Source organism: Herbaspirillum sp. SJZ106 (genome assembly GCF_006715495.1).
GTDB lineage: Bacteria > Pseudomonadota > Gammaproteobacteria > Burkholderiales > Burkholderiaceae_D > Herbaspirillum.
Genome location: NZ_VFNI01000002.1, coordinates 786,339 through 812,057, shown reverse-complemented (window position 1 = coordinate 812,057; position 25,719 = coordinate 786,339). Strand labels below are relative to the sequence as shown.

25 protein-coding genes are annotated in these 25,719 nt (G+C 61.1%); 4 read left to right on the top strand and 21 right to left on the bottom strand.

All coding sequences use genetic code 11. From position 1 onward, the window contains the following. Positions 1-9: 9 nt before the first annotated feature. The 3 genes from FB598_RS08880 to FB598_RS08870 all read right to left on the bottom strand — a co-directional run bounded on the left by FB598_RS08880 (position 10) and on the right by FB598_RS08870 (position 2,999). The gene (locus FB598_RS08880; protein ID WP_141913516.1) at positions 10-1,422 is read right to left on the bottom strand and encodes an amidase; all 1,413 of its coding nucleotides are present in this window, start codon (positions 1,420-1,422) and stop codon (positions 10-12) included. Continuing rightward, on the bottom strand, positions 1,423-2,208 hold the full coding sequence (locus FB598_RS08875; RefSeq protein WP_141913517.1) for a transporter substrate-binding domain-containing protein: 786 nt from the start codon (positions 2,206-2,208) through the stop codon (positions 1,423-1,425). Between the two features lie 65 nt (positions 2,209-2,273). Then, the gene (locus tag FB598_RS08870; RefSeq protein ID WP_141913518.1) at positions 2,274-2,999 is read right to left on the bottom strand and encodes a GntR family transcriptional regulator; all 726 of its coding nucleotides are present in this window, start codon (positions 2,997-2,999) and stop codon (positions 2,274-2,276) included. 270 nt (positions 3,000-3,269) lie between these two features. Here FB598_RS08870 and FB598_RS08865 point away from each other — a divergent pair, with 270 nt between their 5' ends. The 4 genes from FB598_RS08865 (at position 3,270) to FB598_RS08850 (ending at position 7,353) form a co-directional block, all read left to right on the top strand. Next, a complete protein-coding gene (locus tag FB598_RS08865; RefSeq protein WP_141913519.1) occupies positions 3,270-3,605 on the top strand; it encodes a helix-turn-helix transcriptional regulator in 336 nt (111 codons plus the stop codon). Positions 3,606-3,662: 57 nt separating this feature from the next. Continuing rightward, positions 3,663-4,946, top strand: coding sequence for an arsenic transporter (locus FB598_RS08860; RefSeq protein ID WP_141913520.1), 1,284 nt, complete (start codon positions 3,663-3,665; stop codon positions 4,944-4,946). Positions 4,947-5,024: 78 nt separating this feature from the next. Then, a complete protein-coding gene (gene arsC, locus FB598_RS08855) occupies positions 5,025-5,453 on the top strand; it encodes an arsenate reductase (glutaredoxin) (protein WP_141913521.1) in 429 nt (142 codons plus the stop codon). A gap of 208 nt (positions 5,454-5,661) precedes the next feature. After that, positions 5,662-7,353, top strand: coding sequence for a phosphoethanolamine transferase (locus FB598_RS08850; RefSeq protein WP_141913522.1), 1,692 nt, complete (start codon positions 5,662-5,664; stop codon positions 7,351-7,353). 237 nt (positions 7,354-7,590) lie between these two features. Here the strand turns inward: FB598_RS08850 and FB598_RS08845 are convergent, their stop codons facing one another. The 18 genes from FB598_RS08845 to FB598_RS08760 form a co-directional block, all read right to left on the bottom strand. Continuing rightward, entirely contained in the window at positions 7,591-8,013 is a 423-nt protein-coding gene (locus FB598_RS08845; protein ID WP_141913523.1) for a hypothetical protein, read from the bottom strand. After that, entirely contained in the window at positions 8,010-8,714 is a 705-nt protein-coding gene (locus FB598_RS08840; protein WP_141913524.1) for a hypothetical protein, read from the bottom strand. Before FB598_RS08840 ends, FB598_RS08845 begins: the two co-directional genes overlap by 4 nt. Next, entirely contained in the window at positions 8,686-9,210 is a 525-nt protein-coding gene (locus FB598_RS08835; protein ID WP_255515756.1) for a hypothetical protein, read from the bottom strand. The genes FB598_RS08840 and FB598_RS08835 overlap by 29 nt, the downstream gene beginning before the upstream one ends. A 71-nt stretch (positions 9,211-9,281) precedes the next feature. Further along, positions 9,282-10,022, bottom strand: coding sequence for an EscJ/YscJ/HrcJ family type III secretion inner membrane ring protein (locus FB598_RS08830; protein WP_141913526.1), 741 nt, complete (start codon positions 10,020-10,022; stop codon positions 9,282-9,284). Then, positions 10,019-10,327 carry a type III secretion system inner rod subunit SctI gene (sctI, locus tag FB598_RS08825; RefSeq protein ID WP_141913527.1) on the bottom strand — a complete coding sequence of 103 codons (309 nt, stop codon included), beginning with the start codon at positions 10,325-10,327 and terminating at the stop codon, positions 10,019-10,021. Before sctI ends, FB598_RS08830 begins: the two co-directional genes overlap by 4 nt. 20 nt (positions 10,328-10,347) lie before the next feature. Next, a complete protein-coding gene (locus FB598_RS08820; protein ID WP_304599179.1) occupies positions 10,348-10,623 on the bottom strand; it encodes an EscF/YscF/HrpA family type III secretion system needle major subunit in 276 nt (91 codons plus the stop codon). Between the two features lie 14 nt (positions 10,624-10,637). Beyond that, complete coding sequence (locus FB598_RS08815; RefSeq protein WP_141913528.1) at positions 10,638-11,876, bottom strand: PrgH/EprH family type III secretion apparatus protein; 1,239 nt, start codon at positions 11,874-11,876, stop codon at positions 10,638-10,640. Positions 11,877-11,878: 2 nt separating this feature from the next. After that, positions 11,879-12,145 carry an acyl carrier protein gene (locus FB598_RS08810; protein ID WP_141913529.1) on the bottom strand — a complete coding sequence of 89 codons (267 nt, stop codon included), beginning with the start codon at positions 12,143-12,145 and terminating at the stop codon, positions 11,879-11,881. A 90-nt stretch (positions 12,146-12,235) separates the two neighbouring features. After that, positions 12,236-13,918 (bottom strand): hypothetical protein, encoded by a 1,683-nt coding sequence (locus FB598_RS08805; protein ID WP_141913530.1) that lies wholly within the window; start codon positions 13,916-13,918, stop codon positions 12,236-12,238. A 377-nt stretch (positions 13,919-14,295) separates the two neighbouring features. Beyond that, positions 14,296-18,039: a hypothetical protein gene (locus FB598_RS08800; protein WP_141913531.1), complete on the bottom strand. Its 3,744-nt coding sequence runs from the start codon at positions 18,037-18,039 to the stop codon at positions 14,296-14,298. Between the two features lie 116 nt (positions 18,040-18,155). Continuing rightward, a complete protein-coding gene (locus tag FB598_RS08795) occupies positions 18,156-18,944 on the bottom strand; it encodes a hypothetical protein (RefSeq protein WP_141913532.1) in 789 nt (262 codons plus the stop codon). A gap of 23 nt (positions 18,945-18,967) precedes the next feature. After that, the gene (locus FB598_RS08790) at positions 18,968-20,050 is read right to left on the bottom strand and encodes an IpaD/SipD/SspD family type III secretion system needle tip protein (protein WP_141913533.1); all 1,083 of its coding nucleotides are present in this window, start codon (positions 20,048-20,050) and stop codon (positions 18,968-18,970) included. Positions 20,051-20,061: 11 nt separating this feature from the next. Continuing rightward, the gene (locus FB598_RS08785) at positions 20,062-21,171 is read right to left on the bottom strand and encodes an IpaC/SipC family type III secretion system effector (protein ID WP_141913534.1); all 1,110 of its coding nucleotides are present in this window, start codon (positions 21,169-21,171) and stop codon (positions 20,062-20,064) included. A 29-nt stretch (positions 21,172-21,200) separates the two neighbouring features. Next, the gene (sctE, locus tag FB598_RS08780) at positions 21,201-23,006 is read right to left on the bottom strand and encodes a type III secretion system translocon subunit SctE (RefSeq protein ID WP_141913535.1); all 1,806 of its coding nucleotides are present in this window, start codon (positions 23,004-23,006) and stop codon (positions 21,201-21,203) included. A gap of 1 nt (position 23,007) precedes the next feature. Next, on the bottom strand, positions 23,008-23,511 hold the full coding sequence (gene sicA / locus FB598_RS08775) for a type III secretion system translocator chaperone SicA (RefSeq protein WP_141913536.1): 504 nt from the start codon (positions 23,509-23,511) through the stop codon (positions 23,008-23,010). 115 nt (positions 23,512-23,626) lie between these two features. Beyond that, entirely contained in the window at positions 23,627-24,673 is a 1,047-nt protein-coding gene (locus tag FB598_RS08770) for an EscU/YscU/HrcU family type III secretion system export apparatus switch protein (RefSeq protein WP_221292236.1), read from the bottom strand. A 2-nt stretch (positions 24,674-24,675) separates the two neighbouring features. Next, on the bottom strand, positions 24,676-25,446 hold the full coding sequence (gene sctT, locus FB598_RS08765; protein ID WP_141913538.1) for a type III secretion system export apparatus subunit SctT: 771 nt from the start codon (positions 25,444-25,446) through the stop codon (positions 24,676-24,678). 18 nt (positions 25,447-25,464) lie between these two features. Continuing rightward, positions 25,465-25,719 carry an EscS/YscS/HrcS family type III secretion system export apparatus protein gene (locus FB598_RS08760; protein WP_141913539.1) on the bottom strand — a complete coding sequence of 85 codons (255 nt, stop codon included), beginning with the start codon at positions 25,717-25,719 and terminating at the stop codon, positions 25,465-25,467.

Here is a 25,719-nt window from a genome sequence, read left to right as displayed (position 1 = left end):
GGTTCTGCCTCAATCAGGCGCCAGAGATGGCGGCATGGCCATGCCCAGGGCGGGCAGTTCCATTGCCATATGTTCGGCGAACGCCAACAGCGCGGCGTCGGCGCCGCGCGGCGCGATCAGTTGCATCCCGGTGGGCAGGCCGGCGACCAGCCCGGTGGGAATGGCGATGGCAGGCAGCCCGGCCGCGTTGGCCAGCGCGGTGAAGACCGCGTGGTCGCGCGGCCCGGCGGGCCGGCCGCCGATGATCGCCGGGAAAGCCTCATCCGCCGCCCACGGCAAGGCGGCCGTGGCGGGCGTGAGAATGAAATCATGCGCATGCCACAGCTGCGCCATCGCGCGCCGCAGCAGCATCACTTCGCGCTGCAGCGTATACAGCGCGCTGCCGGGCAACGCGCGGCCGGCCATCAAGGTCGCGCGCGCCACCGCGCCGCACCGCTCTTCGAAGGCGCCGGGCTGCGTCTGCGCCAGCCACGCCAGGCCCGCCGCCGACAGGGATGGCCACAACTCGTTGACGGCATCGGCCAGATCGAACGCGGCCTGCTCGACCACGACATGCCCGAGCCTGGACAGGCAGCGTGCAACCGCCTGCGCATTGGCCGCAATGCCGGGATCGACCTCGACGCCGGCAAACCGCGGCAGATAAAGAATGCGGCGCGCCGCTGCCACCTCGGAGGGCGGCGAGCGCAGCGGCTGCGCGGCCAGGACTTCCATCAAGATCCGCACATCCTGGACCGACCGGCCCAGCCCGCCGACGCTTTCGTATTCCAGGAAAATCTCCGGCAAGCCGCCCTGCCGCGGCACCAGGCCTGCCGACGGCTTGAAACCGAACAGGCCGCAATGCGCCGCCGGCCGCCTGATCGAACCGCCGCCGTCGGTTGCCAGCGCCAGCGGGCCGCAGCCGGAAGCCACTGCCGCGGCGGCGCCTCCCGAGGAACCGCCGGGCGTCAGGCGCACATCCCAGGGATTGCGGGTGGTACCGAAGCGCAGATTGGAGGTATAGCCCTGCATGGCGAACTCGGGAAGGTTGCTCTTGCCGAGCAAGACCGCGCCCGCCGCACGCAGGCGCGCCACCGGCAGTTCATCTGCCGCCTCCGGGCCGGCGCCGTAGAGCCGGCTTCCCCAGGTGGTCGGCATGCCGCGCACGTGAAGATTGTCCTTCACGGTCAGCGGTATCCCGTCCAGCACTCCCCATGCTGCGCCGGCGGCCCAGCGGCGCGCGCTGGCATGCGCCGCCTCCAGCGCGCCATGGGCGACCACCGCGGTCATGGCGTTGATGGTCGGCTGGCATTGCTCGATGCGCGCCAGGCACGCCAGCGCGGCGTCGACCGGCGTGAACGCCCCGCGCCGGTATCCGTCGGCCAGCGCCGCCGCGCCCAGGCGACACAGGTCGCCGGCGGCATCCATTTGCGCAGAGGGCTCCATTTACTCGGGCAGTTCGCCGGCCGGACGTCCCAGCCATTTTTGCGACAGCTTGTCGAGTTCGCCGCTGGCCTTGGCTGCGGCCAGGATGTCATTGAGGCGGGCCCGCAGCTTGTCTTCGTTTTTCGGAAGGCCGATGAAATTGGGCGAGACCTTCAGCACGAACTTGAATTCGGTGTTGAGCTGGGGATTGTTCTTCATCAGCACGTCGGCCACCTGCACGCTGGTCGCCACCAGTTGGGTCTGGCCCGCGGCGAAGGCGGCGATGGTGCTGTTGTTGTCTTCGAAACGGCGCAAGGTGGCGCTGGACGGCGCGACCTTGCTCAGTTCCATGTCATCCATCGAACCGCGGGTCACGCCGATGCTCTTGCCGGCCAGGTCGGGGCCGCCTTTGACCGCCATCGCCTTGGGCCCGAACACGCCGATGAAAAAGGGCGAGTACGCCGCGGTGAAATCGACCACCTTCTCGCGCTCGGCGTTCTTGCCCAGGGTCGAGATGACAATATCCACCTTGTGCGTCTGCAGGTAGGGAATGCGGTTGGCGCTGGTGACCGGCACCAGGACCGCCTTGGCGCCCAGTTTCGCCGCCACCAGGTTGGCCATGTCGATATCCAGGCCCTTCGGCTGCATGTCGGCGTCGACAAAACCATAGGGAGCGAAGTCGGTCGGCACCGCGATCCGGATCTGGCGCGACTTCTGAATATCCTCCAGCATGCTCTGCGCCGTCGCCGCGCAAGCCGTGGCGGCCAGCAGCAGGCTGGCCAATACCTTGATTTTCCAAGTTTTCATTTCACTCTCCCTGTTGGCTGCGTCAATAGAAAACACCCCGCCGCCCGACGCGGCAGGCGTGCCGGTCAGTGCTGCAAAATCGGCGGGGCCTGCCAACCGATGCCCGCGGGCAAGGGCTGCAGGATGCGGCGCAGCCGCGCTACGGGATCGGCGCTGGCGGCGGCATGGGGCTCGCCATCGAGGGGGAGCTTGCGGTCCCAGGTATCCAGGTGGCTGTCCAGCAGCGCCTGTGCCCTGGCCAGGTCGCCCGCTTCCAGAGCCGCGACGATCGCCGTGTGCTCGGTATAGGAGTGCAGCGCCTCCTCGTCGGATTGGTGATGCAGCGCGATCAGCGTGGTGCGCGCGGTGAGGTCGCGCAGCGTTTCAGCCAGGACCGGATTGCCCAGGCAATCGGCCAGGCAGACATGGAAATCCCCCAGCAGGAAACTGCGCTGCGCAATATCGCCGCCTTGCAGCGCCAGTTTTTGCCGCTTGAGATGCTGGCGCAACTTGCGCAGCGTGGCTTTATCCAGCGCCGTGCGCAGGCGCAGCAAGCCGGTTTCGATGACGCGGCGCGCTTCGAACGTCTGGAACGCCTCTTCCCGGCTGGGCTGCGCGACATACCAGCCGCTGCCGACGCTGGAGGTGACCAGCCGGCGCACCGCCAACCGGGTCAATGCTTCACGCACGATGGTGCGGCTGCAACCGAACAGGCTGGCCAGCTGCTGCTCGCTCAACTTGTGGCCGGGCAGCAGCTTCCTGGCGAGAACCGCTTCCAGGATGCATGCGCTGATATCGGTTGATGTGGTCATGCCCAACCTGTATGCAGCTTTCGTGCCATATCTGTATTCAGGTTTGGCGACCACCATGCCTCAAATCCGGGCCATGGCGCGTTCAAGACGCGTCCTTCGTGGTGCGGCATCGCCATGCCCGCCCCACATTGGAACCTGCGGCGGCTCAAGGGGGGATGCTTGGCATGATGCAGCGGGTTGTGGGGCGCCCGGCACCGCAAGCAAGGGCAACGACTTGCGTCGGCCAAACATTTCAATAATAATTGAAATGTTGAATAATTAAATACCGCCATGGAAACCAAAGCCGTCATCACCGCCCTGGCCGCGCTGGCCCAAGAGTCGCGCCTGGCCATCTTCCGCCATTTGGTGCAGCTCGGGCCTGAAGGCAGTGCCGCCAGCAAGATCGGCGAGCATCTCGACATTGCGCCGTCCTCGCTCTCGTTCCACTTGAAAGAACTGGCGCACGCTTCATTGGTGACTGCGCGGCAGGAAGGCCGGTTTGTGATCTACACCGCCAACTACGCCGCCATGAACCAGGTGCTCGGCTTCCTCACCGACAACTGCTGCGGCGGCAATGCCTGCGCACCCGCGGGCGTGCGCTGCCAGCCGGCGACTTCATCGAACTGACCTTACAACGGCCGCTTTCAGGCGCGCCGACCTCCCACTCACCATCAAGGACCCGACGTGCTTGCGGCATTTCTCATTTTCCTGCTTACCCTGATATTCGTGATCTGGCAGCCCAGGGGGCTGGGCATCGGCTGGAGCGCATGTGCCGGCGCCGCCGTGGCGCTGCTCTGCGGCGTAGTCCATTGGTCGGATATCCCGGCGGTGTGGCATATTGTCTGGAATGCCACCGGCACCTTCATCGCCATCATCATCAGCAGCCTGCTGCTGGACAAGGCCGGCTTCTTCGAATGGGCGGCCCTGCACGTGGCCCGCTGGGGCGGCGGCCGGGGCCGGTTCCTGTTCGGCTTGCTGGTCTTGCTGGGCGCCGCCGTCTCCGCGCTGTTCGCCAACGATGGCGCGGCCCTGATCCTCACGCCCATCGTCATCGCCATTCTGCTGGCATTGCGCTTCCCGCCCCGGGCGACCCTGGCCTTCGTGATGGCGGCCGGCTTCATCGCCGATACGGCCAGCTTGCCGCTGGTGGTATCGAACCTGGTCAACATCGTCTCGGCCGATTTCTTCAAGATCGGTTTCGCCGAGTACGCGTCCATCATGGTCCCGGTCAATATCGTCTCGGTGCTGGCCACGCTCCTGGCGCTTTTCGCCTGCTTCCGGCGCGACATTCCCGCAAGCTATGACCTGGCGCAGCTCCAGTCGCCGGCCGCAGCCATCCGCGACCGCGCCACCTTCGTTGCCGGCTGGTGGGTGCTGGCCCTGCTGCTGGCCGGCTTCTTCTGGCTGGAAGGCCTGGGCGTGCCGATCAGCGCGGTGGCCGCCGTCGGGGCGCTGATCTTGCTGGCCGTGGCCGGCCGCGGCCACATCATCTCCACCCGCGAAGTCGTCAAAGGCGCGCCCTGGCAGATCGTCTTCTTCTCGCTGGGGATGTACCTGGTGGTGTACGGATTGCGCAATGCCGGCCTGACAGGCTATCTCACGGGCGTATTGAATGGCTTCGCCCAGCATGGCGTCTGGGGCGCCGCCATCGGCACCGGCTTGCTGACCGCGTTCCTGTCCTCGGTCATGAACAACATGCCCACCGTGCTGGTCGGCGCCTTGTCGATCGACGCCGCCAGCGCCCAGGGCGTCGTGAAGGAAGCCATGGTGTACGCCAACGTCATCGGCAGCGACCTCGGCCCCAAGATCACGCCGATCGGCAGCCTGGCCACCCTGCTCTGGCTGCACGTCCTCGACAAGAAGAGCATCCACATCTCCTGGGGTTATTATTTCCGGGTGGGCGCCATGCTGACGCTGCCGGTGCTGCTGGCGACGCTATGCGCCCTGGCGCTCCGGTTGGGCGGTTGAGACGGCCCCGGCCGCTTTCCCATTGGCGACGCTCCCCGGCCGACGGGCTCCAAGCCGATTTCACACAAGGATGACACCATGACCACGATCTACCACAACCCTGCCTGCGGAACCTCCCGCAACACCCTGGCGATGATCCGCAACAGCGGCGAAGAACCGATTGTCATCGACTATCTCCAGCATCCCCCTTCGCGCGAAACCCTGGCCAAACTGATCCAGGATGCCGGCCTGGGCGTGCGCGAGGCGATGCGCCAAAAGGGAACGCCCTATGCCGAGCTGGGCCTGGACAACCCGGCGCTGACCGACGAGCAGTTGCTCGATGCCATGCTGGCCCACCCGATCCTGATCAACCGGCCGTTTGTGGTGACCTCCAAGGGAACGCGCCTGTGCCGGCCATCCGAAGTGGTGCTGGAGATCCTGCCGCATCCGCAACAGGGAGCCTTCACGAAAGAAGACGGTGAAGCCGTCATCGACGCGCAGGGGCAACGTGTTGCGTCGGGCAAGTGATCCGCCCTGTCACCCATCCCAAGACTTGCGGTTTCAACGAAACAAATTAGCGGTTAGCGTGTCATACCGCGCAGCCTGCGTTCACTGCACAACGTCCCGACAATAAATCGCTTTCCAGAACGAGGCCGCACAACAGAAACCAGGGTTCGAAGGGATGCGCCCAAGGCGCATGACGGATTTGCCGACGAGGGCGGCAGAAAGAGCAAAATTGAAACAATTGCGCAATCGGCTTTGCATCGGTCTGGTCGGCCTGGGCATGTTCTGGATGCTTGGCATGGTGAGCACGAATGAGCTGGCCAAGAGCAGCATCCTGATGGCGAGCGCCCTGCCCGGCATTACGGGAATGTTCATCGCCATCCCCTATTTCCGTCGGCGCCCCCATTGGTTGTCGGCGAGCACGTTCCTGATCCTCCTGCTTTTTTTCCTCGATGCGACGCTGAAAGGATTTTTGCGCGATTACTTTGGACTGCGCCCCAATCCGATCCTGGTCTTACAGGCCATCTTCAACTCGAATCCGAGTGAAACAGGGGAATTCTTTCGGCACAACTGGCGCAACGTGGTAGAGGCCGCACTCGTCTTTCTCGCATCCTGTTTCCTGGCATTCCTGGCCCAACGAAAACTTGCCGGCATCGAGCCCGATACCAGCGCCGCGCCGCTGAAACGGCGCAGCCTCGTCGGCATTGGCGCGCTTCTCACGGTGTTCCTTGCGCTGCACTTCAATCCCACGATGGCCAAGGAAAATCCGCTCCTGTTCTGGCCGCTTCGCTACCTGGACTATCGCGCACAGGTAGTCCGGGCCGAGAACATGTCGAGGGACATCGAGCGCAACATGGCCAAGAAATCCGACTGGCAGGTTCAGTACGCGGGACCGGATCGCAACACCGTAGTGTGGGTGATTGGAGAAAGCATCAACCGCGCCAACATGTCCCTGTACGGTTATCCGCGCAACACGACACCGTTGCTGAACTCGATGCGCAAGGAGCTGATCGTTTTCCGGGATGTCGTGTCGTCAGAGCCGGCGACCATGGCTTCGCTGATGAAGATGTTCACGCCGGCCGACATCGATGACCCAGACGAGTGGAATCGCAAACCCGACGTGCTGATGCTGGCCCAGGAAGCCGGCTTCAAGACGTTTTGGATTTCCAACCAGGTCCCCAACGATGGCTGGCTGGGATTGGTGTCGAACCGCGCCAGCGAAAAGCTCTTCATCAACAAGGGCGCCGGGCGCGGCGAAAACAATTTCGATGGCAACCTGCTGCCTGGCTTGGAAGCCGCATTAAAGAATCCCGCCCCGAAAAAGCTGATCGTGGTCCATCTCCTGGGCGCTCACCCAACGTACGACATGCGCTACCCCAGGGAATATGCGAAGTTCGATGGCGCCCTCGACCACATTTCAGAACAACTCGCCAAGGCCGAGCGCCCGGTGTGGATTCGCCAGCTGCGCAATGAATACGACAACGCCATCGCATACAACGACTATGTTGTCGGCAGCATGCTCCAGTTGACGATGAAGATGACGCACCAGGATCACGCCAGCCTGGTCTTTAGCTCAGACCACGGCCAGGAAGTCGGCCACACGAGAAACCATGCCGGCCAATCCATTTCGGACGCCACCGGCTACGAAATCCCCATGCTATTGTGGACCAAGTCTTTTGCCGGAAAAAATCCGGAAGAGAAAGCCATGCTCGAACATCGCGCCTACCAGACCGACCATTTCGAGCACACCGTGCTGGGCCTTCTCGGCGTTCGCTCAATTTACTACGAAGCCTCGCGGGATATCCTCAGCGAGAATTTTCACAGCCAGGATTTCGTCAATGGCCTGCGGCGCATCAATGGACGGCCATATGAGCCGCGTACGGTCATGTATCAGCAAAGTCCGGTGAATGCAGCAAGTAAGTAAGTGAGTGAAGGAAAAGACGCTTGAGCTCTTCTTGGGACGAGATGACTGAAGAGCTGCCTTCGAACCTGGTTTTGGCATCCCTTCCCTGACAACAAATACGATTCCCAAAACATTACAGCCGCGCTTGCCCGCGGCTGTATACCCTGATGATCGTCAGCAAACTGCTGCGGCAAGAACGGTTTGGCCGCGCTGGTCCTGTCGCGCGCTCTCATCAATTCAAAGTGGCGCAATGATGGCTTACCACGCCTCGGGGGTTTCCGGCTGCAAGATCATCTTTATCATAAAGTTGTTGAAAATCCCGTTCGACACCACTGCCAGGCCCATGCCTTTGTACAGCGCGGCATAGGCCTCGCTGCCCTCCCCGCCGTCTTCCTTGAGCCGCTCCATTACAGCCCTGAGCGCCTTCATGTGGGTAGGAATTGCCTTGTAGGGCGTGCTGCCATCGGCAGCCACAAAATTGCGCAGGCAATCGATGATCTCATTGCTGCTCAAGGCAGGATTGGCCTCCCACCGCTGTTTCAGCTCCGCATAAAGCTGATCGATGGCGCCATCCTCGGCCTCGGGCTGCGCCTGGTTGGCCAGACGGCTTTCCAGGCTGACCGGCGACGGCTCATTGGTCGACAGGATACTCTGATGGGGTCCAGACAATGGGGAAATCATGGATGCTCCGGTGACGATCTTGGAATAGGTGAGGATGCCGGTTCGAGCATCGCCGCCAAGCGTTCCTGGCCGATGTCGGCGGCAGCGGCGCAGGCAGCGTGCAGCGACTGTAGTCTGGCCATGACGCGGGAGCTGGCGCTAGCCACAAAGTCCTCCGCAGAGAATTCGGCGACGTAGTCGCCATGCCGTAACACGAAGCGATCGTGAGGGTGATAGTCGATGCCGATCGGCGCCGAGATACGCTGCTGCAACCGTGCCATCAGGCAGCGATGCCCGGCGCGCAAGGTATCGGGCAGCAACAGTTCCAGCGGGACGTTTTCCGCCGTGCCGCCGGACTGCTCGCGCAGGCATTCCTCGAAGGCCGCCATCACCACTTCCGGGTCGTCTACGCTGCACCTGAGCAAGCGTTCGGTTTCATCGCGCAGCCGCTCTTGCAGCCGTGCCGCCAGCACGGCGTGGTCGGCCAGGTAATCCGCCACCACCGTCAGACTTTGCAAGATTCCCGCCGCGTAACCTTCGGCGCGCGCCTCCCGGTATCGGTCGGCGACCTCCTCCTGTGCCTGCGCCACCAGATCGCCGGCTGCCCGACGGGCATGGTCCAGCACCGCCGAGGCGCGCAGATTATTGCGCAAATAAGCGCTGCGGATGCGCACTCCTTCTTCAGGAATGACTTCACAGACGGTATGGATAATTTTTGGCATAGTCAATTGCTTGAGAAATCAGGAACAGCTCGCCCACCGTCACAGGCCGGCGCGGCGCATCGAAACAAGCGTCCAGGTCCGGGGGAAACAATAACCGCATGCACGCCTGCAAGTCGGCCGGCGCCTGCTGCTGCCATGCCAATACCAACGCCAGGCCCGTAGCCTGAACCGCCAGCAGCGAGTCGCCTCCCATGCTCGCGCCGCCCGCGGCCATCGGAGTGGACGGCATGACCGGCCATGACAAGGCCATGAACCGGCGCACCGGCAACGGCAGGCGCAGCAATCTCCCACGCCAGACCAGTTCTGCCTTCAGCACCTGGGCCCCCAGCAGCGCACAGATGTAGGGCCATTGCTGCCAGTGCCGCAGCAAGAGATGGTCCGGCACGTCCCGGATGCTGCCCACGGTCGCTACCTGGCCCAGCAGCAGGCGATTGACCACGGCGCGCTGGCGCGGATTTCCCAACCCGGCCGCCAGGCGCATGCGATCGGGATGCACATAGGCCAACGGATCCAGCAAGAGCCGCGCCGGAGCGTCGTGCAACGCAGGCCGATCAGGCAACTGAAGATTCATTGGTCTCTACCGGATGGTCTTTGCGGCCGCAGGTTGGCAAGCGGCCCGCGATAGCGCCAGCCCAACCATGCCAGCACACCCAAGATCGCCGCCGCCAGTGCAGCGATCATGACGGGCAGCGGCTGACCAGGCTTGCTCGCCAAGCGCGGCGCTTCATGCTGCAACTCGCCTCGTCGAGAAAGCACGACCGAGATATTGTCGTACTCGACCTCTGCGAAACTGTTCTTGAGGAAGCGCTTGATATCGTTGATCAGCGTCGGCGAATCGACCTCCCCTTCATAGCTGGCCAGGGCCGACAGATGAATGGGCTGTGCCTTGCGGCCGCCCTCTCCGGCATCCATGTCATAGCTTACATGCACCCGCGCAGTGACCACGCCGGTCATGGTCAGGAGCGACTGCTCCAGTCGTTGCTCGATCCCGGAATAGAGCCGGGCCTTCTCGGCACGCGGCGAAGTCACCAGGCTGTCGGCCGGGAACATGTCGGCGATCTGCACGGTCTTGCGCGAAGGCAGGTCATAGGCCTTGAGGATATCGACGGCCGCCGCAAAGTCGGGCTTGTCGACCTCAATGCTGTAGCCGTTCTTGCCATTGTCCCGTTTGGTCGCATCGATGTTGTGGCGATACAGGACCGCCAACACCTCGTTGGCCTGTCCTTGGTCCAGCGCCTGCAGCAATCCTTCGCGCCCGCAGGCCGCCAGCAGCAGGCACAACAGTACGGAAATGGCCAGCCGCTTCATGCTCGCATGAGGGTCTCAGCGGTACCCGTCACCTTGTGCGTGATAACGCCGATGGTTTGCACCTTCTGGCTGTATTCACCCACGCGCACCTGCAGTGCAAACAAGCTTCCCGGCTCGGACAGGTAGACGGGGTCGTTGGCCTTGGCCAGGATGTGAGCGTATTCGGCCTGCACCTGCACCGAGGTGGAGGCATAGGCGTCGCGCAGGCGATCGTCCAGCGAGGTCGTCGAGACCTCTTCCGGCGTGATATCGACCGCCTGCGGGGAGTCGCCGGGCTGGATTGCTGTAATAACTGTCTGATGCATACTTGAATGGCCTTCCGATATCAGCGGAAGTTAGCCAGGATGGTGGCGTCCGTGTCCTTGAACGCCTTTACCGTGGACGATTGGGCATTGCGCAAGATACTGACTTCGGAAATCACCGCCTGGTACTCTGCCAGCAAAGCCGGGTCGGTGCTGCCGGAACCTGTAGTGCCGTTGCCGGCCAATTGGCTACGCAGGTCCTTCTCCCGGGCAAAGAGCAGACTGCCCCCCTTCTCAAAGCTCTCTGCCGTTTCCACCATCAATCCGCCGCCTTGGTAAGGCGTTGTTGCATCTGCCATATAAAACCTCCTGTTTAAAGTGTATGTGGGAAAAACCAATGCTGACGAGTCAGCTTGAAATACTCCGGGCCGCCATACTTGAATGACTTGCCCTTGAATTGCTTGTCCTTGAGTACCACCGAGAAATGGACATAGCGATGACCGAAGTCGTGGTAAAACGCCTCGGTAAATTCCTGCAGCCGGGCCAGGTCGACGTCGCTCAGCCCGCTGGCGATCGTGTATGTGACGCTGTCGGCATTGCTTTGGCGTCGGTAGTCGATCCCGAAGCGGTCCAGGCCGCTGCGGGCCTGGTTGTCAATCAGCTCATCGGACCAGTTGGCCATGCCGATGCTCTGGGCATAAGGCATCCAACTGCGCAGGCTGCCTAGCAGTGATTTCTGCGTCTGCTGGTCGAGGTGGGTGCGCTCCTGGCTCAGTATCAGCAGCGGCCGCGCCGGATCGTCCAGCTTGAGACGATGGAAAACCAAGGAAGGACAGTTTTCCCGCAACAGCTTGTCGATGCGCTGCTCCTCCGTCCGCAGCGTGGCCACCTGAACCGAGGCAGCCATGCCCTCGCGAGCGAGCGCCTGCCGGGCCCACAAGGCATCTCGTTCGTTCTGCGCGAACAGATAAACCAAATCGTCATGCCCTTTAAGCAAGCGATACTGGCCACTATTGCCCGCCACGACGGTCGCCGCATCAGCCACACGCCGCTCCCCCTGGAGATGCATCCAGTACAGCAGGCCGGAAGCCAACAGCGCGGCCAGCACGATGAAGCCCGCCAGCGCGGCCAACAGCCTGGATTGACGACGCGGCTTTGTGGCGGCGACCTCCGTCAGCGATGCTTCGGCGCCAACGATGCCAGGCTCCCATTCGCTGTCCGCAGCGCGCACCGCGAAATCCAGCGGACCGACATGGCAGATCTGCTGAAAGTCCTGAGCCCGTTCCTGCGGCTGCGGATGCAGCGTGCGCAGGCGAAAGCCATCGCCCGCATCGGCATCAATGAGTACCTCAAAATTGCTACCGCCCTCCATCGGCAAAACGATCGTGCCTTCTGGGAAATCGCCCCCTTGCTCCATCAGCTTGTCCGACGGCCCCACGATCACAAGTGTCGCGCCTTCCGGCAATGCGTACTCGCAGCCGCACAAGGGGCCATTCAATAGCCGCAAGACAGCCCGTTTGGCAGCTGCTTCAATCTTTGGTTCAAACTTCGCATCCGCCTGCGCGCCGGCCAATTCCCTGGCAGGCACTTCTTTTTCGGCGATGGTGATCATGCTTACTCCCTCGTTACCATAATCGTCTTACCGCGCAAACGCTCCACCACGTCGCAGGCGCCGCTCACCGTGAGCAGCTGGGGCAACGCCTCGGCATCGATCTCTATATCGAACATGTCGTTGAGCATGTACGCGACTTGCAGCAGATCCAGCGAGTCAGCGCCCAGGTCATCGACCAATAGCGCCTGTTCGTCCGGCAGCCCTGCGGTCATGAAATATTCCCCCAGAAAGCTGCGCACCTGAGTGCGCAATTCATCGCGAGTCATCATGCTCCTCCCGCGAATGCACCTGGTTCACTCCCCGGCGCCGCCCCTCCCCGAGCCGGGGCCGGGCGGTCGTGGACCACGGTGTACAAAGTGTCAGCGCCCACGTTCGGCCGCGCCGTTTGTGGCCTTGGGATGCCATATCCTTTGGGATACGTGCCGAATCCGCTGCCAGAGAACCTTGAACGATTTTCGGATCCTGTTCAAAACCTTCCTGCCGGCATTGATGTGATGGATACCACCCTCTCCGATCGAGATATCGTAGTGTTCCAGGAGGTATGGCCGGAGCACCCCAGATACATTCCTGAGGTTTATGTATGGCCCAATGCTTTCCTCCCCACTCAGAGACACTCTGTCCGGCTCATTGGGCGGCATGTTGCCCTCTGAGCGATATCTCTTGGAGCCCATTACACCCGGCTGCCAACCACGAAGAATTTCAGTGATCCGATCAGAGCTTGAGAACTCTTGTTGACGCGTTTCCAGATGCGGCCCATCGTCATTGCCTCGTTGTCCGGAAGAGCCAGAAACGCTATGCAAGCCAATCTCAAGCGCGTGCGGAGACCCCGTCTGCGACAATGTTGTTTCTGTCTGGCCCAACCCGCTGCCCTCCGTACGCCCCTCGTCCTGGAGGTGTTGCTGAGGAACCGGAGGTACACTCATTGGGTTCGACTGTGGCCTTAGCCACACTATCTCTGATGCTGCGTCCGTCTCGCTCAGCGACGCTATGTCTGATTCAGCGCTTTCCGACCCATCCAGCGACGATATGTCTGAGTCATTGAGCAGCACGTTGCCACTCGAGGCACGATTCTCGTCACCGATACCAAGAGCCTTGAGCATCGCGTTCGTTCTTTGGATCGTATCCGGACCATTCCGGCCGGCATTGATATTGATGGCATTGCCCCCTCCGATCTTTTTGGCAGGTGCCGAATCCGATGCATTGACACCGAGGGCCTCGAGCTCGGCCGTCAATTTCTGGATCAGAGGAGAAACATTCCTGCCGCCCTTGGATTTGGCGACATTGCCCCCTTCGATCTTTTGCCCGGAAAATCCGGAAAATCCGGAAGCGCCAGGCAAGCTGGCTGCAGGTTCCGGCTGAGAATCCGTCTGAGGCGATGCTGACCGCATCTCGACCATCTGGATATCGCGCCAGACATTTCCCTCGCCGCCCATGACGTTCTTTGGTTGGATGGTCTTCATCATCGCCTCTGCATCGACAACCATCGGTGCAAAAGGTTTTAGAACAACGCCTACCACTTTCGGAAGGTCATCGGTCACGCGCTGCTGCTCTGCAATGCTGCTCAGGTCTTCGGTCACGCGCCGCTGCTCTGCAACGCTGCTCGGAACATCGCGACGCCAATCGGCGATCAGACGTTCGACTGGATTGGCTGCGCCATCCGACGAAATCGCCATGCCGGGACGCTCCTCGCCTGCATGGCCAAGAACGCCTCGGTTGAAATCGTCCGATCCATCTTCCAGGCCAAACCCAACCAATAACGCGCGGTTATTGCGAGCGACGTTGCTACTGGCGTACCTCGCCAAAACGGCCTCCGACGAACGGCTAGAACCGCCAGGGCCACCATGGTACTTTTCCAGGAAATCCTTACACAAAGGGCTCGTACTGCCAGCGCCATCAAGGCTCTCATCCAAAGATTTCTCGAACCGACATCTCGTACTCCCGACATTACAGAGCAACTCAGCCACTAACGTAGATGGCTCAGTCGCCTGATACCTGGCTTTCATTGAGACAAGGGATACATCAACATTATTCAAAGCGGTCATGCAAAGCTTCTTTAAAAAATTAATCAAAATTGCTGGGCCCGGCGCATGTCACCCATGGAAATAATGCTCTTGCGATCATTCTCGAACGGCCACAGGCATTGCGACTTACGCATGTGCGCGACCTGCAGCAGATCCGGCCGGTCAGCGCCCAGGTCATAGACCGGTTACGCCTGTACGGCCGACAGCCCGGCGGTCATGAAACATACCCGCGGAAAGCCGCGCACTTAGGGGAAAAATTCACCGCAAGGCATCATGTTCCTCCAGCGACCGCTGGCTCATTCCCGGCGCCGGACACCCACCTCGAGGCGGAGCCGGCCAACGCCGGCCGGGCGACCGTGGACCACGTTATATAAGGCGACGCCTGGCCCCTCCCGCTTTTATCGCCGCCATTCGACACTGCCATCCTCCCGCACTTCCATCTCATGGCCTTGGTCGAGCTTATAGTAGCCCTCGGGAGACAACGACTGGAACTGGTCAGGCTCCAGCGTCGCATTGGCATCCTCCGGCAGCGGCGCGTCACTTCCGATCGCGCCATCGCGGCCTCTGGGTGTACTCGATACCGCCGCCTTCCACTTGTCATATTGGAACGTGGGAGCGGGAACTTCGAACGCACGGATGGAGGGACTGATCTGTATCGGCCGGTTGGTCGTGGACAGCGGCACATAAGCCGGCATCCCGGGACGCTTGCCATCAATTGTCTTGGCGTCACTCCCGACGATGTCGCGACCTTCAGAAACGCTCGGGACAGGGCCTGCTTGCAATGGGTGCCCGGAAAGGCCGCGAGCGCCAGGCTCGGTATCCAAAGGCTCCCGCGGGGAACTCGCCTGCGACGATGTTGCTCGTGGCTCGAACTGCGGGCTTCCTTGCGAGAAGTCCTGGCGAAGCGCGCTGGCTCGGAGCGTATCCATGGCCCTCGTCGAGAGGGATTCCGCTGGCGGTTCGAGCCGGCGGCTGCTTTCCAGCAAGTCCCTTTGAAACATCCTGTGTCGGGTCATAACCGGCGCCCCCGTCAAGCGGGGCTCCACGGGCAATTCGATCCGGGAACTGGTTTCCGACAAGTTCCTGGGAAGCATGTTCCTGAACATAGTCGCCCCCCCTGTCAAGAGCAACTCTGGTTGCGTCAGTGACAATGTGGCGGGTGACAAGCGCGGTGCAGGCACCGGCTCAGCATACTTTGGCGACGCTGCTGTTGCTATCTCAGCTTCCGGCTGGAAATCCGACCGCGCAGAGCCTTTCTCTTCCTCGACCGGCTTGGTGCGTTCCTTGAGTGACTCGAACTCATCGATCATCTCTTGGAGATCCGCATCGATCTTCTTCGTTTCCTTCAGCCCCTCGTCCAAGAACCCGTCAAGCCGTTCGAAGCTTTTCTGATGATCCAGATTGACCTTGTCGAGGCGCTGTTCCTCAACAGTACCGGAAACGTAAGGCAAGCCAACCGAAGATTCCGCCAAAGGAACCTGCGACGACGCAGCTACTTGTTCCTCGGCTGCCGGCCGAGAATCCACCTGTACCGATGTTGCTTGCGCCTTGAGCGGCATGCTTAACTGAAGCGGAGTGAGCATCTCATAGGTGCCCGCTACCTCAGTCTCCGTGCCCAGCGCCTGGATGACAGCCTGCTGCGGATGGAAGTTATTCGCCATCGCGGACGAAACGCCCGTATTCTCGCTGTTCTGGCGGCGGGGTGCCGGAACCGGTTCATCAACCTCTGCCTTCTTGGCAAGCCCTTCGGAACTGGCCGGAGTCGTGCGCCGTTGCTCCACGGAAGTGCCGAGAGCGCCAGGAAAGCTAGCCGTGGATTCCGATGAAAGAACTTCCCGCGGCGCTTCTGTCGGCGCCTCGGTGTTCTGCCGCAAATCCGGCTGCGCTGGCGTTTCTTGTGCCTTGTCCAGCGTGCTGATCCCCTGGGATGGCTCTTCCCCATAGAGCATCTTATTGACTGCCTCTTTGAGACCCGCACGGCGAGCACTGATTTGTTGCCAGGAAAAATCGGAAAGGTCGGGCGTGCCAATCATGGATTCCGACGAAGAAACCTCCTGCGGCGCTTCTGTCGGTACCTCGGCTTTCGGCGGCAAGACCGGCTGCGCTGATCTTGCTTGCGCCTTGAACAGCGCACTGTCTCGCTGAAGTGACTCCGCCTCATCGAGCATCTTATTGATTTCCGCTTTGAGATCGCCAGGGCGGGCATTGCGTTGTTGCGCGGCAAAGTCGGAAACGCCAGGCGAGCCAATCATGGATTCCGACGAAGAAACCTCCTGTGGCGCGTCTGTCGGCGCCTCGGCTTTCGACGGAAAAACCGGCTGCGCTGATGTTTGTGGTATCTCGAGCGACGCGCTGTGTTCTTGAGAAGCCGTCTGCGACGCTGTATCTGATGCCTCGTTCACCGCGCCGTGTCCCATGGCGTTTTCCGCCTTGGCCACGGCCACTTGCGGCCCCTGGGCATCCTGTCTCGCCTGCATGGCGATCCCGTCGGAGTGTGCTGGAACCGGTTCGGTTTCCCCCGTCCTGTTGGCGCCCTCTTCGTGACTTGCCTGATAGAAGGCGGGACCGACCAGCACCGGCCGATTGGTCGTGGACAGTCGCGCATGAGGCATCGACGCGCCACGCTTTAGCGTGCCATTGGGCCCCTGAGATGCGATACTCTTTAAATCCGGCGCACCGCCACCAAGGCTCTCCCACTTATCGCGCACCCGTTGGAACTCATCCGAAACATCCACCCCGGATCGGACAGCTTGAAACTCCTTGGAAATTTCTTTCAACTTCCCGGGATTGTCACGTACGAACTCCCGGGCAAACTTGCTAAAACCGGCAGCATTGTCTTCCTCACCGCGATGGTCAGCTTCGTACTTCTGGACAACTTCGTCCCACCCTGAATTGGAAGCTGCGGCACTGGCCGAAGAATCCGGCGGCGATCCTGCCGATGAACTCGTCAACCTGGCGGCTGCCTCGCTCGCCGGGCCGTGCGCCTTGGTATCGTCGGCGTCGGCCGTTACACCCTGCGGATGACGAACATTCTCCATTCCTGGAGGAACGCCCGTACCCGCGAGGTTATCGCGGGGCTGTGATGGCACCGGTTCCCCCGCCTCTTTCTTCTCAACAGGGTTTTCGACGTTGACATTGACATTCACGTTGAGACTGACATTGGCACTGGGTTTTTGCTCGGGAAATTTGGGATCTCCGGGCCAGTTAATCGTAATTTTGGAAGAAGAGTCCCTCTGCGAGAATACGCCTGGCCCATTGCGTTCCTCCCCAATCTCAGACGCTACGTCTGATTGATCGGACAGCGTGCCGCCATCCGAGCCATAGCTATCGCCACGCCTTATACCCTGCCGCGGCATGGCTGCCGTGTTCGTTTCCGCATCGGCAAACGTCGGGGGCTTTGCCGCGACCGCAGCGGGGAATTTGTATAGTTCGGCCGAGTACAGCAGCACGCGCAACCGGGTAGCCGCTCCGCGCAGGATATCGGCCTCGCTGCTCCCGACTTTGCGAAGAGAAGGGGCGCTCATGCTTTCGACCGCATAGGCTGCGCGTGTCGATATCTCCAAAGTGCGCTGTTCCTCGTTTTGGCTGGCGCCATCTGAGCCGGCTTCCAGACACTGGCGAAGGGCCGGCTCCAGACGGGACGTCAGGAACCTGTCGTAGATCGCCTTGTCGCCCTGCACGGCGCGGTTGATGGGAGCAAGCGCGGCCTGCACCTTGTCATAGCGATTTCCTTGGCGGTATGCGATAAAACCCGATCCAGCCCTCAATTTATCCTTGACCATCAGGGCGCACAGCTTACGCCCAAGCTCGTCACAATTGACGGAGTCATTGCCTTCCTGGCGCAGCGCCAACAAGACCAGGGCGATGTCCTCGACAGAGGTACGCGCAACGTCGTATGCGGCGTCGTAAATCTGGCGCGCCTTCCCGCCATCGGCGGCGCTGTCGAAGAGAGCGGCCACTGCCTCATCCCGGACCGTATCAAAGAGTCTCAGCACGCCTGGCTTACTGGCCTGGATTTCCGCCGAACGGCTCGAACTGCCGGCGCCAATGAACTGCTGCCCCAATAGCGTAGGCGGCTCATCCGCTCCACGCATAAAAATGCTTTCAACAGGGGACGTGCCAACAGAACTCAAAGGTGTCATAAAAATAAACTTAAAAAAAATTAATCAGAATTGCAGGAAGTTGAACCGCATGCCCGGCATGCCCTTGGTGATTCAAGCAAATATCTTGCGGAAATCCTCGAAACGGCTATCGCGCTTCATCGCCATTTCCAGAAGGACTTGCTCCTTGAGTGGCCTTCCCGGGCCTTGGCAATGCGCTTACCCAATTTCACTACCTCGTCATGGAGATTGCCTGACCTGTCGCCGGCAAAACCCGAATACTTCCCCAGCCCCTCGTGCATTACCAGGGCGTACAGTTCATGTGTGAGCGCATCACAAGTGTCGGATCCATTGACGCTCTTGCGTATATCTAGCAGGCGGTTGACCATTTTCTCGAAAACGCCAAGCGCTTTCGGTGTGCTTCGTTCGCACATATCGCGCACCCTCCGCAGTTGGACGGGGTCGGTGAAGAGGGAATCCATCGCCTTATTCAGGTCGAGTCCCGCTCCTTTTTGCTCAAGAACTGCGCCTGCCGTGGTTGCCGTGGTTGCCGTGGTTGCCGTGGTTGCCGTGGTTGCCGTGGTTGCCGTGGTTGCCGTGGTTGCCGTGGTTGCCGTCGCCCTTCGCTCAAGGGACGGACCTGCCGTGGACGCCGTCCCCCTTCGCGCAAGGGCCGGACCTGCCGTGGACGCCGTCCCCCTTCGCTCAGGGTACGGGCCTGCCGTGGCTCCCATCACCCATTGCTCAAAGGCAGGACGAACCGCGGGAAATTGCGGCCCCGTTTGCTCAAAATTCGAACCCGGCCAGGTCGTCTTCATCTCCTCATACCGACGATTCGAACTTTCAAGCCCGACGATCTGCGCAGCCAGCATCGTATTCGACGAAACCGTTTGATATGGGGTATCCCCTATGTTGATGGACACACCATTAGTAATCCAAGGGAACATGGAAAGACTCCTTAAAAGATGGATCAGAATTGCAGGAACTGGCGCAGCATGTCGGTCATGGACTTGATGAGCTCAACGATGGTCTTCTGGAAATTCTGGAAATTGCCATAGTCATTGTTCTCCTTCTGGCCGCGGGCCTGCAAACTGTCCTCCACGCGACTCATCTGCGAATCGAAGCCTGCTTTCCATGCGTTATAGGACGCAATCGAAATACGGTGGCCATTTTCCTGCGCAGGCAGGCCATCGCGCATCTTGCGCACCTGGCTAAGATCGGGGATGACGCAATATGTGCCGTCGGCGGAGTTCTTGTAGCAGCACTGCCCCTCATCCAGGCCAAGGAGCTTGCACACCGCCTTGGCCTCGTCCTGGGTCAACCCGCCCCTGGGCGCCTTGCCGGCGATGAGCTGGCTCTGCGACGGCGGATCGTACTTCTTGAGCAGGCCCTCAAGCGCCTTCTTGATATCGCCGAAGTCGACCTTCATGTAGTTTTCGTTATCGGAATGCACCCATTGACCGAATTTGCCGAGGATGTCCGAGATTCCCTGGTACATCTTGGTGTATTGATCCAGTGCGGCGGCATATTTGTCCTGATTGCCGTTTTCCCACTGGCTAATCGCGTCCGACAACTGCTTCCATATTTCGTTGAGACTGTTGCCTGTGCCTGCTTGCCCCGGCCCGGCCGACGCGCCAAATGACTGAAGCCGTTCATTGGAATCGCCGGCGCCGTCGTTTTGCATCAGGCCGGCGAAACGCTGCACGGCCGCCTTTGTGCGCGGAAGGTCCAGCTTGTCGCTCAGCATGGCGTCCGCCAGCGCCTCCCGCAGGGCCGGCAGCTTACGTTGATCTATGCCGCCGGCTGGCCCTCTCTTCAGTGCGGACTGGATCGCCTCATGAACCTTGGTACGCGCATGGCCGGGTTTCTCAAAAGCTGCCTGCATAGCCAGGGCAGCCCCCAACAAAGTCTTGTAGCTGGCTGCCCGAGTGCCATCAGCGCCGCTGGCAAGCGATTCGCCGGCCTCGATTTTTTCCTGACCAACCGAATCGGGGTCGACAGCATCGTTCTTGGTGGGCGATATGTATCGTTGCGCGTGTTGTGTGATTTCCATATGCGCGTCCGTCAGACCCTGATCGCCTGAACGATAGAATCAATCGTGCTGAGATTTCGATTCGATGCCGTATCGACCAAAGACAATATCCTGGACAACAGTTGTTGCGAGCGTTCCGCCGCCTGCTCTTCGTTGTGCTGTACATTCGTGGCCACGCCGCCTTCGGCGTCGTTGCGCTTGGCCACGGCATTATCCGCAGCCGCGGCGGTACCCGCTCCGGCCTGCGCCGTGCTGGACAATGGCTGTCCGAATGAAGTGACGACCTGGCCGCTGAATTGCTGATGCCCGTGCTTTTGCTGATTTTCGTACTGCGCTATCCCCAATTCGCCTGCATGTGGTTCCTGGCTCAAACCCGGTTGGCGCAGCACCGCGTGTTCTTCTGCGGTCAGATGGCGCTGTTGGTCCGTCAATGAGGCGATCTTGCCGTTGGTATTGAGCTTGTTCACGTGCCCCGGCCCGTTGACGTTATTGAGCGGCGAGGCCTGACGGTTCAGCGCATTGTTCAACTCGGCATTCTCTTGGTGCATCTGCCGTAAGCTTCGGCCATTTTTGGAGAGATTTTTTATCTGCTCCGTCGTACCCTTGGCGTGCTGGAAAAGTCCGACGCCAGACATAGCTGTACTGAGCAACATTCCGCTGATCGCCCCTCCCAGGTTGGCATTGGCGGCACTGATGCCATTGGCGCCCGAGGCTTGGGCCTGCTGCACCGAAATCTTGCCGAACTCGGCCGCAGTATGGTTGCGGGAGGTGTTGACCTGCCCCAGCAGAACCATCAGCATGAACAGCAGCTCCAACAGGCGATCCACACCCGATCCCTTGCGCGATTCATCCTCCACGCCAGGCAGCTTGCTGTCGAGCATCTGGCCGATCTTCGTGCCTTTGGTCTCGTCGGCCAGTTGCTTGAGCATACCGATGAGCTCGGTGCGCTGCTCCGACGACATGCCGACCAGATCATTCTTGAGCGACTCGCGCCTCTGCGCCGATTGAGCGGTATCGTCCAACTCCAGATCCTGGAGAAATTCCGACATCGGGTGCAAGTCCTGCGCTTGTTTTCCCTGGATGGATACATCCGTCAGATTCAGGGAGGCGCGCAAAACGGCCGATTGCGATGTAATTTCCATGATGAACTCCTTTTCGTGAAGTACGGCGCTCAGGCCGCATGAGCGCCGCGCACGGCGCGCGCGGCGGCGACGCCGGTGTCGGCATATTGCTTGATGGCTTGACTGGCGTAAGCGAAGAAGTGTTGCGAAGACTCGAATGATTTCTTGAGGTTCTCGAGCAGATTGGCAGACATGTCGTTGATCAGTTCCTGCTCGCTCATCGTCAGCTTCATGCTGGCGACAATCTCGGCGACCTTGCGGTTATCCACCTGCACGCCGACGTCCAGGCCACTGGTAATGACGGTCTTGCCGAAGTTGACGCCGGCCGCGATGCGCCCAAGATTCTGGGCATATATCTGCTTGCTGACCCCATCGGTGGACAGGCCCAGGCGCTGGCTGACGGCATCGAACATGCGGCTCGCCCCGTTGGATGCCTGGCGCGCCATTTGCGTGACCGCTTTCTTCAGCATCTCCGGGATCAGCTTGCCGATGGTCTTTTCCATCACCTTGCCGAGCACCGAGCCCAAGCGGCCGACCACGTTGGAAACCGCGCTGGCCACGGCACTGCCCGCGCCGGTCACCGCCAATGCCACCACGGCGGCGGCCATCACCACCGAGACCACGATCATGGCGGCCATGCGGGCCGTCTGCTCGTCCACCCCCAGGCCCGTCATGATACCCGCGACCTTGTCCATGACGAACTGCAGCACGGGCTGCAGCAATTTCATCACGGGCGCCATCGCCTCCTGCATGAAGGACTTGCCGGTGACCGCCTGATAAATCCCGTCCGCCACCATCAGCGTCAGGCCGATGCCGGCAAGGGCCAGGCTGACGCCGCCGGTGAAGGGGGTGCCGATGAAGGCCACCGCCGTCACCACCGCGCCCAGGATCTTGCCGACACATCCCATCGCCTTGTTCATCGCCTCGGCCTTGGCCAGATCCTTCTCGGCCTTCTCGGCATCCTTGAGCAATTTCTTGGAGCGGATGTCCGCCTGCACCTGGAGCAGTTCCCGTTGTGCCTCCGAACGGGTCTCGCCAGCCTTGAAAAGAAGCTCTCCCAGTTTCGTCATCAAGCGCAGCATGCGGGCGATGTTGCTGGCGTCGCTCTTCATGGTCTCGCCGCGCACGGCAACCTTCTGCACATTGGCCTTTTCCAGCAACTCGTCGACCTTCGATTGCAAAGCCAGGACATGGCCCTGCTGAGCCTGCACCGCTTGCTTGCCATGCGTCACGTCAACCATGGCCGCGGCCACCGATTCGCGCAAGGCATCCCGATGCTGGCGAACGGCCTCGTACCCGGGCGCCTCAGGATCCATCGCCGCCAGTTGCGCCTCGGCCTTGAGCAGCTCCTGCTGCGCCTCCTCGAGGGCTTGGCCGGATTGCTCCAGCTTGCTGCTCAGCGCTTCGAGCTGATCGAGCGCCTCTGCCACCTTGCCTTGGGCGGCCTCGTATTCCATCGCCAGCCGCGCGCTGCCAGCGTTGCGCACGGCATCGCGCACGGCGGCCGAATGCGCATTGAAGGCCAGCTTGCTCAGATTGGCGCTTTCCAGCGCCTTCGCCATCGAAGCCAGCAGCTGCCCAGCCTGCCGGGTATCGGTCGCGGCGCCGCCACCAGACCGGGGCGCCGCCAGTTGCGGGCGATCGATCATGGCGCCGGCCTGGACGCGGTGCTGCGTTGATGTGCCGCCAGTTTCAGCGGCCGCGTCGGCAACCACCGCGGCCAGTTCCGCGGTAACCTCCTGCGCCTTCCAAAGCACTGTGGGCGGTATCTTCCCCAGCTGACCGGCGCGTTCATTCATGACGTGATTGGCGAGGAAATCGATGCTTCCCTGCGCCCTTGCGTTGACCGTACTCATCTCACTTTTCCTTGTGTTTTTTGGTTGCCGCCCCACCGGACCGGTAGCGCTTCAAGACCGTCAGATAGGCTTTGGCTGCGTCCTTCAATGCCTCGTCGTCGGCCTGCTCCAGCACCGCCTTGAAGCATTGACTGGCCTTTCCCGATTTACCCATCGCCAGCTGGCATTGGCCGGCGTATAGCATCGGCCGGTAGTCGTCATGCCCCTGGGCGAAGGCGACGGCATACAAATCGGCGGCTTTCTGGTGCATCTCCTTCAACTGGTAGACCGCGGCCAGTCCCATGAGAAAATCGACGCAATAAAAGTCGTAGATGCACAGGAAACGGAAAAACTTCTCCGCCTCATCCAGCCGCCCCTGCTGGTAGAAGTCGTAGGCCAGACGGTATAGCCCGTCCATTTGCTCGTCGGAGATCCCATGGATTTCCTTGAGCGTGACTCCTTGGTTGACCGCATCGAGAATGACTTCCAGGTCTTTCTCTTCGGCCTGGCCATATTGATGACTCATGTTGCTGCTCCTTTCGCGTCATCAAACGACAACGTCAGTATCAAATGACCGTCCGCGCCGCGCATTAAAAAAACGCGCATGCGGACGGCTCCAAAAAATTCCTTCTCCGCCACACTCAACTTTCCTCGCCCATGCCGGCCTGTTCCACCTCCTGCAGCCAAAGCAGCAGGTGCACCACGGCATGGATCTCCTTCAGGCTGACCATGTCGTAGAGTCGGTGCGTGCGATACAGACGACGCGCCAGCGGCACGTCCACGATCACCGGCACGCCGACCTGCTCGGCATAGCGACGCACGGCCAGGGCCCGCTGGTTGCGCTCACGCACCGACACCAGCGGAATGGGGCTGAGTTCGGGCTTGAAGTAGATGCCAATGGCCACGTGGGTCGGGTTGGCGATGACCATGCGCGAGTTCTCGATGTCGTACTTGTCCTGCGCCGTGAGCAATTCCATGCGCACTTCCTTGCGCTTTTCCTTGATCATCGGGTCCCCCTCGTTCTCCTTGCGCTCGCGCTTGACCTCCTGCTTGTCCATGCGCAGGTCGCGCAGGTAAATGAACAATTCGACAAGCGCATCCAGAACCAGGATGGCCGCGATGCAGCCCAGGCACGCCAACACCATGTCCACGATCATCTTGCGCCACAGCGCGATAATGGCCGGGACCGATGCATGGACCTGGGCGAATATCTGCTCGCGATGTTCGTTCCACACCAGCACGATGGCGGCGCAGAAAGCGGCCAGGTACAACAGGGTCTTGACGAGTTCCTTGACCGTGCGCACGCTGAAGATCTTCTTGAATCCCTTCATCGGGTTCAGCACGCCCAGATCGAACTTGATGGCCTGCGTGGCCAACATGCCGCGGCTTTGCAGCAACGAAACCGAAACCGTGGCCGCCACGCTCACCGCCAGAATGGGCAGAATGACCTGCAGGCCCAACAACAGCACCTCGGCCACATAGTCATGCAGGTCCAGCGTAAAGCCGCTGCGGGTGGCGCCGATGAAGGCCGCCCCCAGTCGCAACAGGGAGCCCAGCCACACCACTGCCAGTACCCCGCACAACATCAGCGCGGCCACCACCAGGTCACGCGCCTTGAAGGATTGCCCGCGGCGGCCGGCGTCGCGGCGTTTCTTGGGCGTGGCTTTCTCGGTCTTGCTCTCGGCCATGCTCAGTTGCTCCGGAACCAGTCGGGCAAGCTGCGCGCCATCTCGCCCAGACGCAGGATCTCGTCCGGGAAGATCGGTCCGAAGTAGATCAGCAGCACCACCATGGCCACCAGGCTCTTGACTGTGAGCGACACCGAGAAGGCATTGAGCTGCGGCGCGAAGCGCGACAGCAGCCCCAGGATGAATTCACACAACAGCATCACGGCAATCACCGGACTGGACAGCACCACCATATGCGTGACCAGGCCGGTGATCATGCTCAGCAAGGGCGCCTCGGAAAACCGGCATCCCTGCAGCGGATCGCACAGCCGGTAGCTGTCTCCAATGGTCCGTACGAAGGCCATCAGTCCCCCGCCTTGCAGATAGACCACACCCGCGAAAAGATTGAAGAGATTGGACAGATCGGACGTATCCACGCCATTGGCGGGGTCGATGCTGCTGCTCAGGGTGGCCCCGCGCTGATTATCGATAAAGTTGCCCACCGCATGAAAAATCCAGAAGGGCCAGGCCAACAGCGCGCCCAGGATCACGCCCACCAGCACTTCCTGGACGATGGCCGCAAGATAGCTTGCGGTCTCGATGCGCGCCATGGCCTCGATGGGAACCGGCCAGAAGGCCAGCGCCACGAGCATGATGACGGCGCTGCGGGCGACGCCGTTCAACACGCTGCTATTGAAGAACGGCAGCATGAAGAAGACGGGCGCCAGCCGGGCGAAACCCAGCGTCGCACCCAACATCCAGGTGTGTACGTCGAAAAACAGGGAGGTCCGCATGTTGCCGCTACGCTTGCCTCAATTCAGCGCCAGGCGGATGACTTCGCGCCCGAAATTGACCAGGACCTCGCCGTACCAGCCTGAGAGCAGGAACAGACACAAGCTCACGCACAGCAGCTTGATGCCGAACGGCAGCGTCTGCTCCTGCAACTGCGTCACCGTCTGAAACAGGCCGACCAGCAAGCCCACCACAGTGGCGACCACGACCGGCCACAGGACCAGCATGAGCACCAGGTACAGGCTCTTGTTACCGGCATAAACGATATCGCCCAT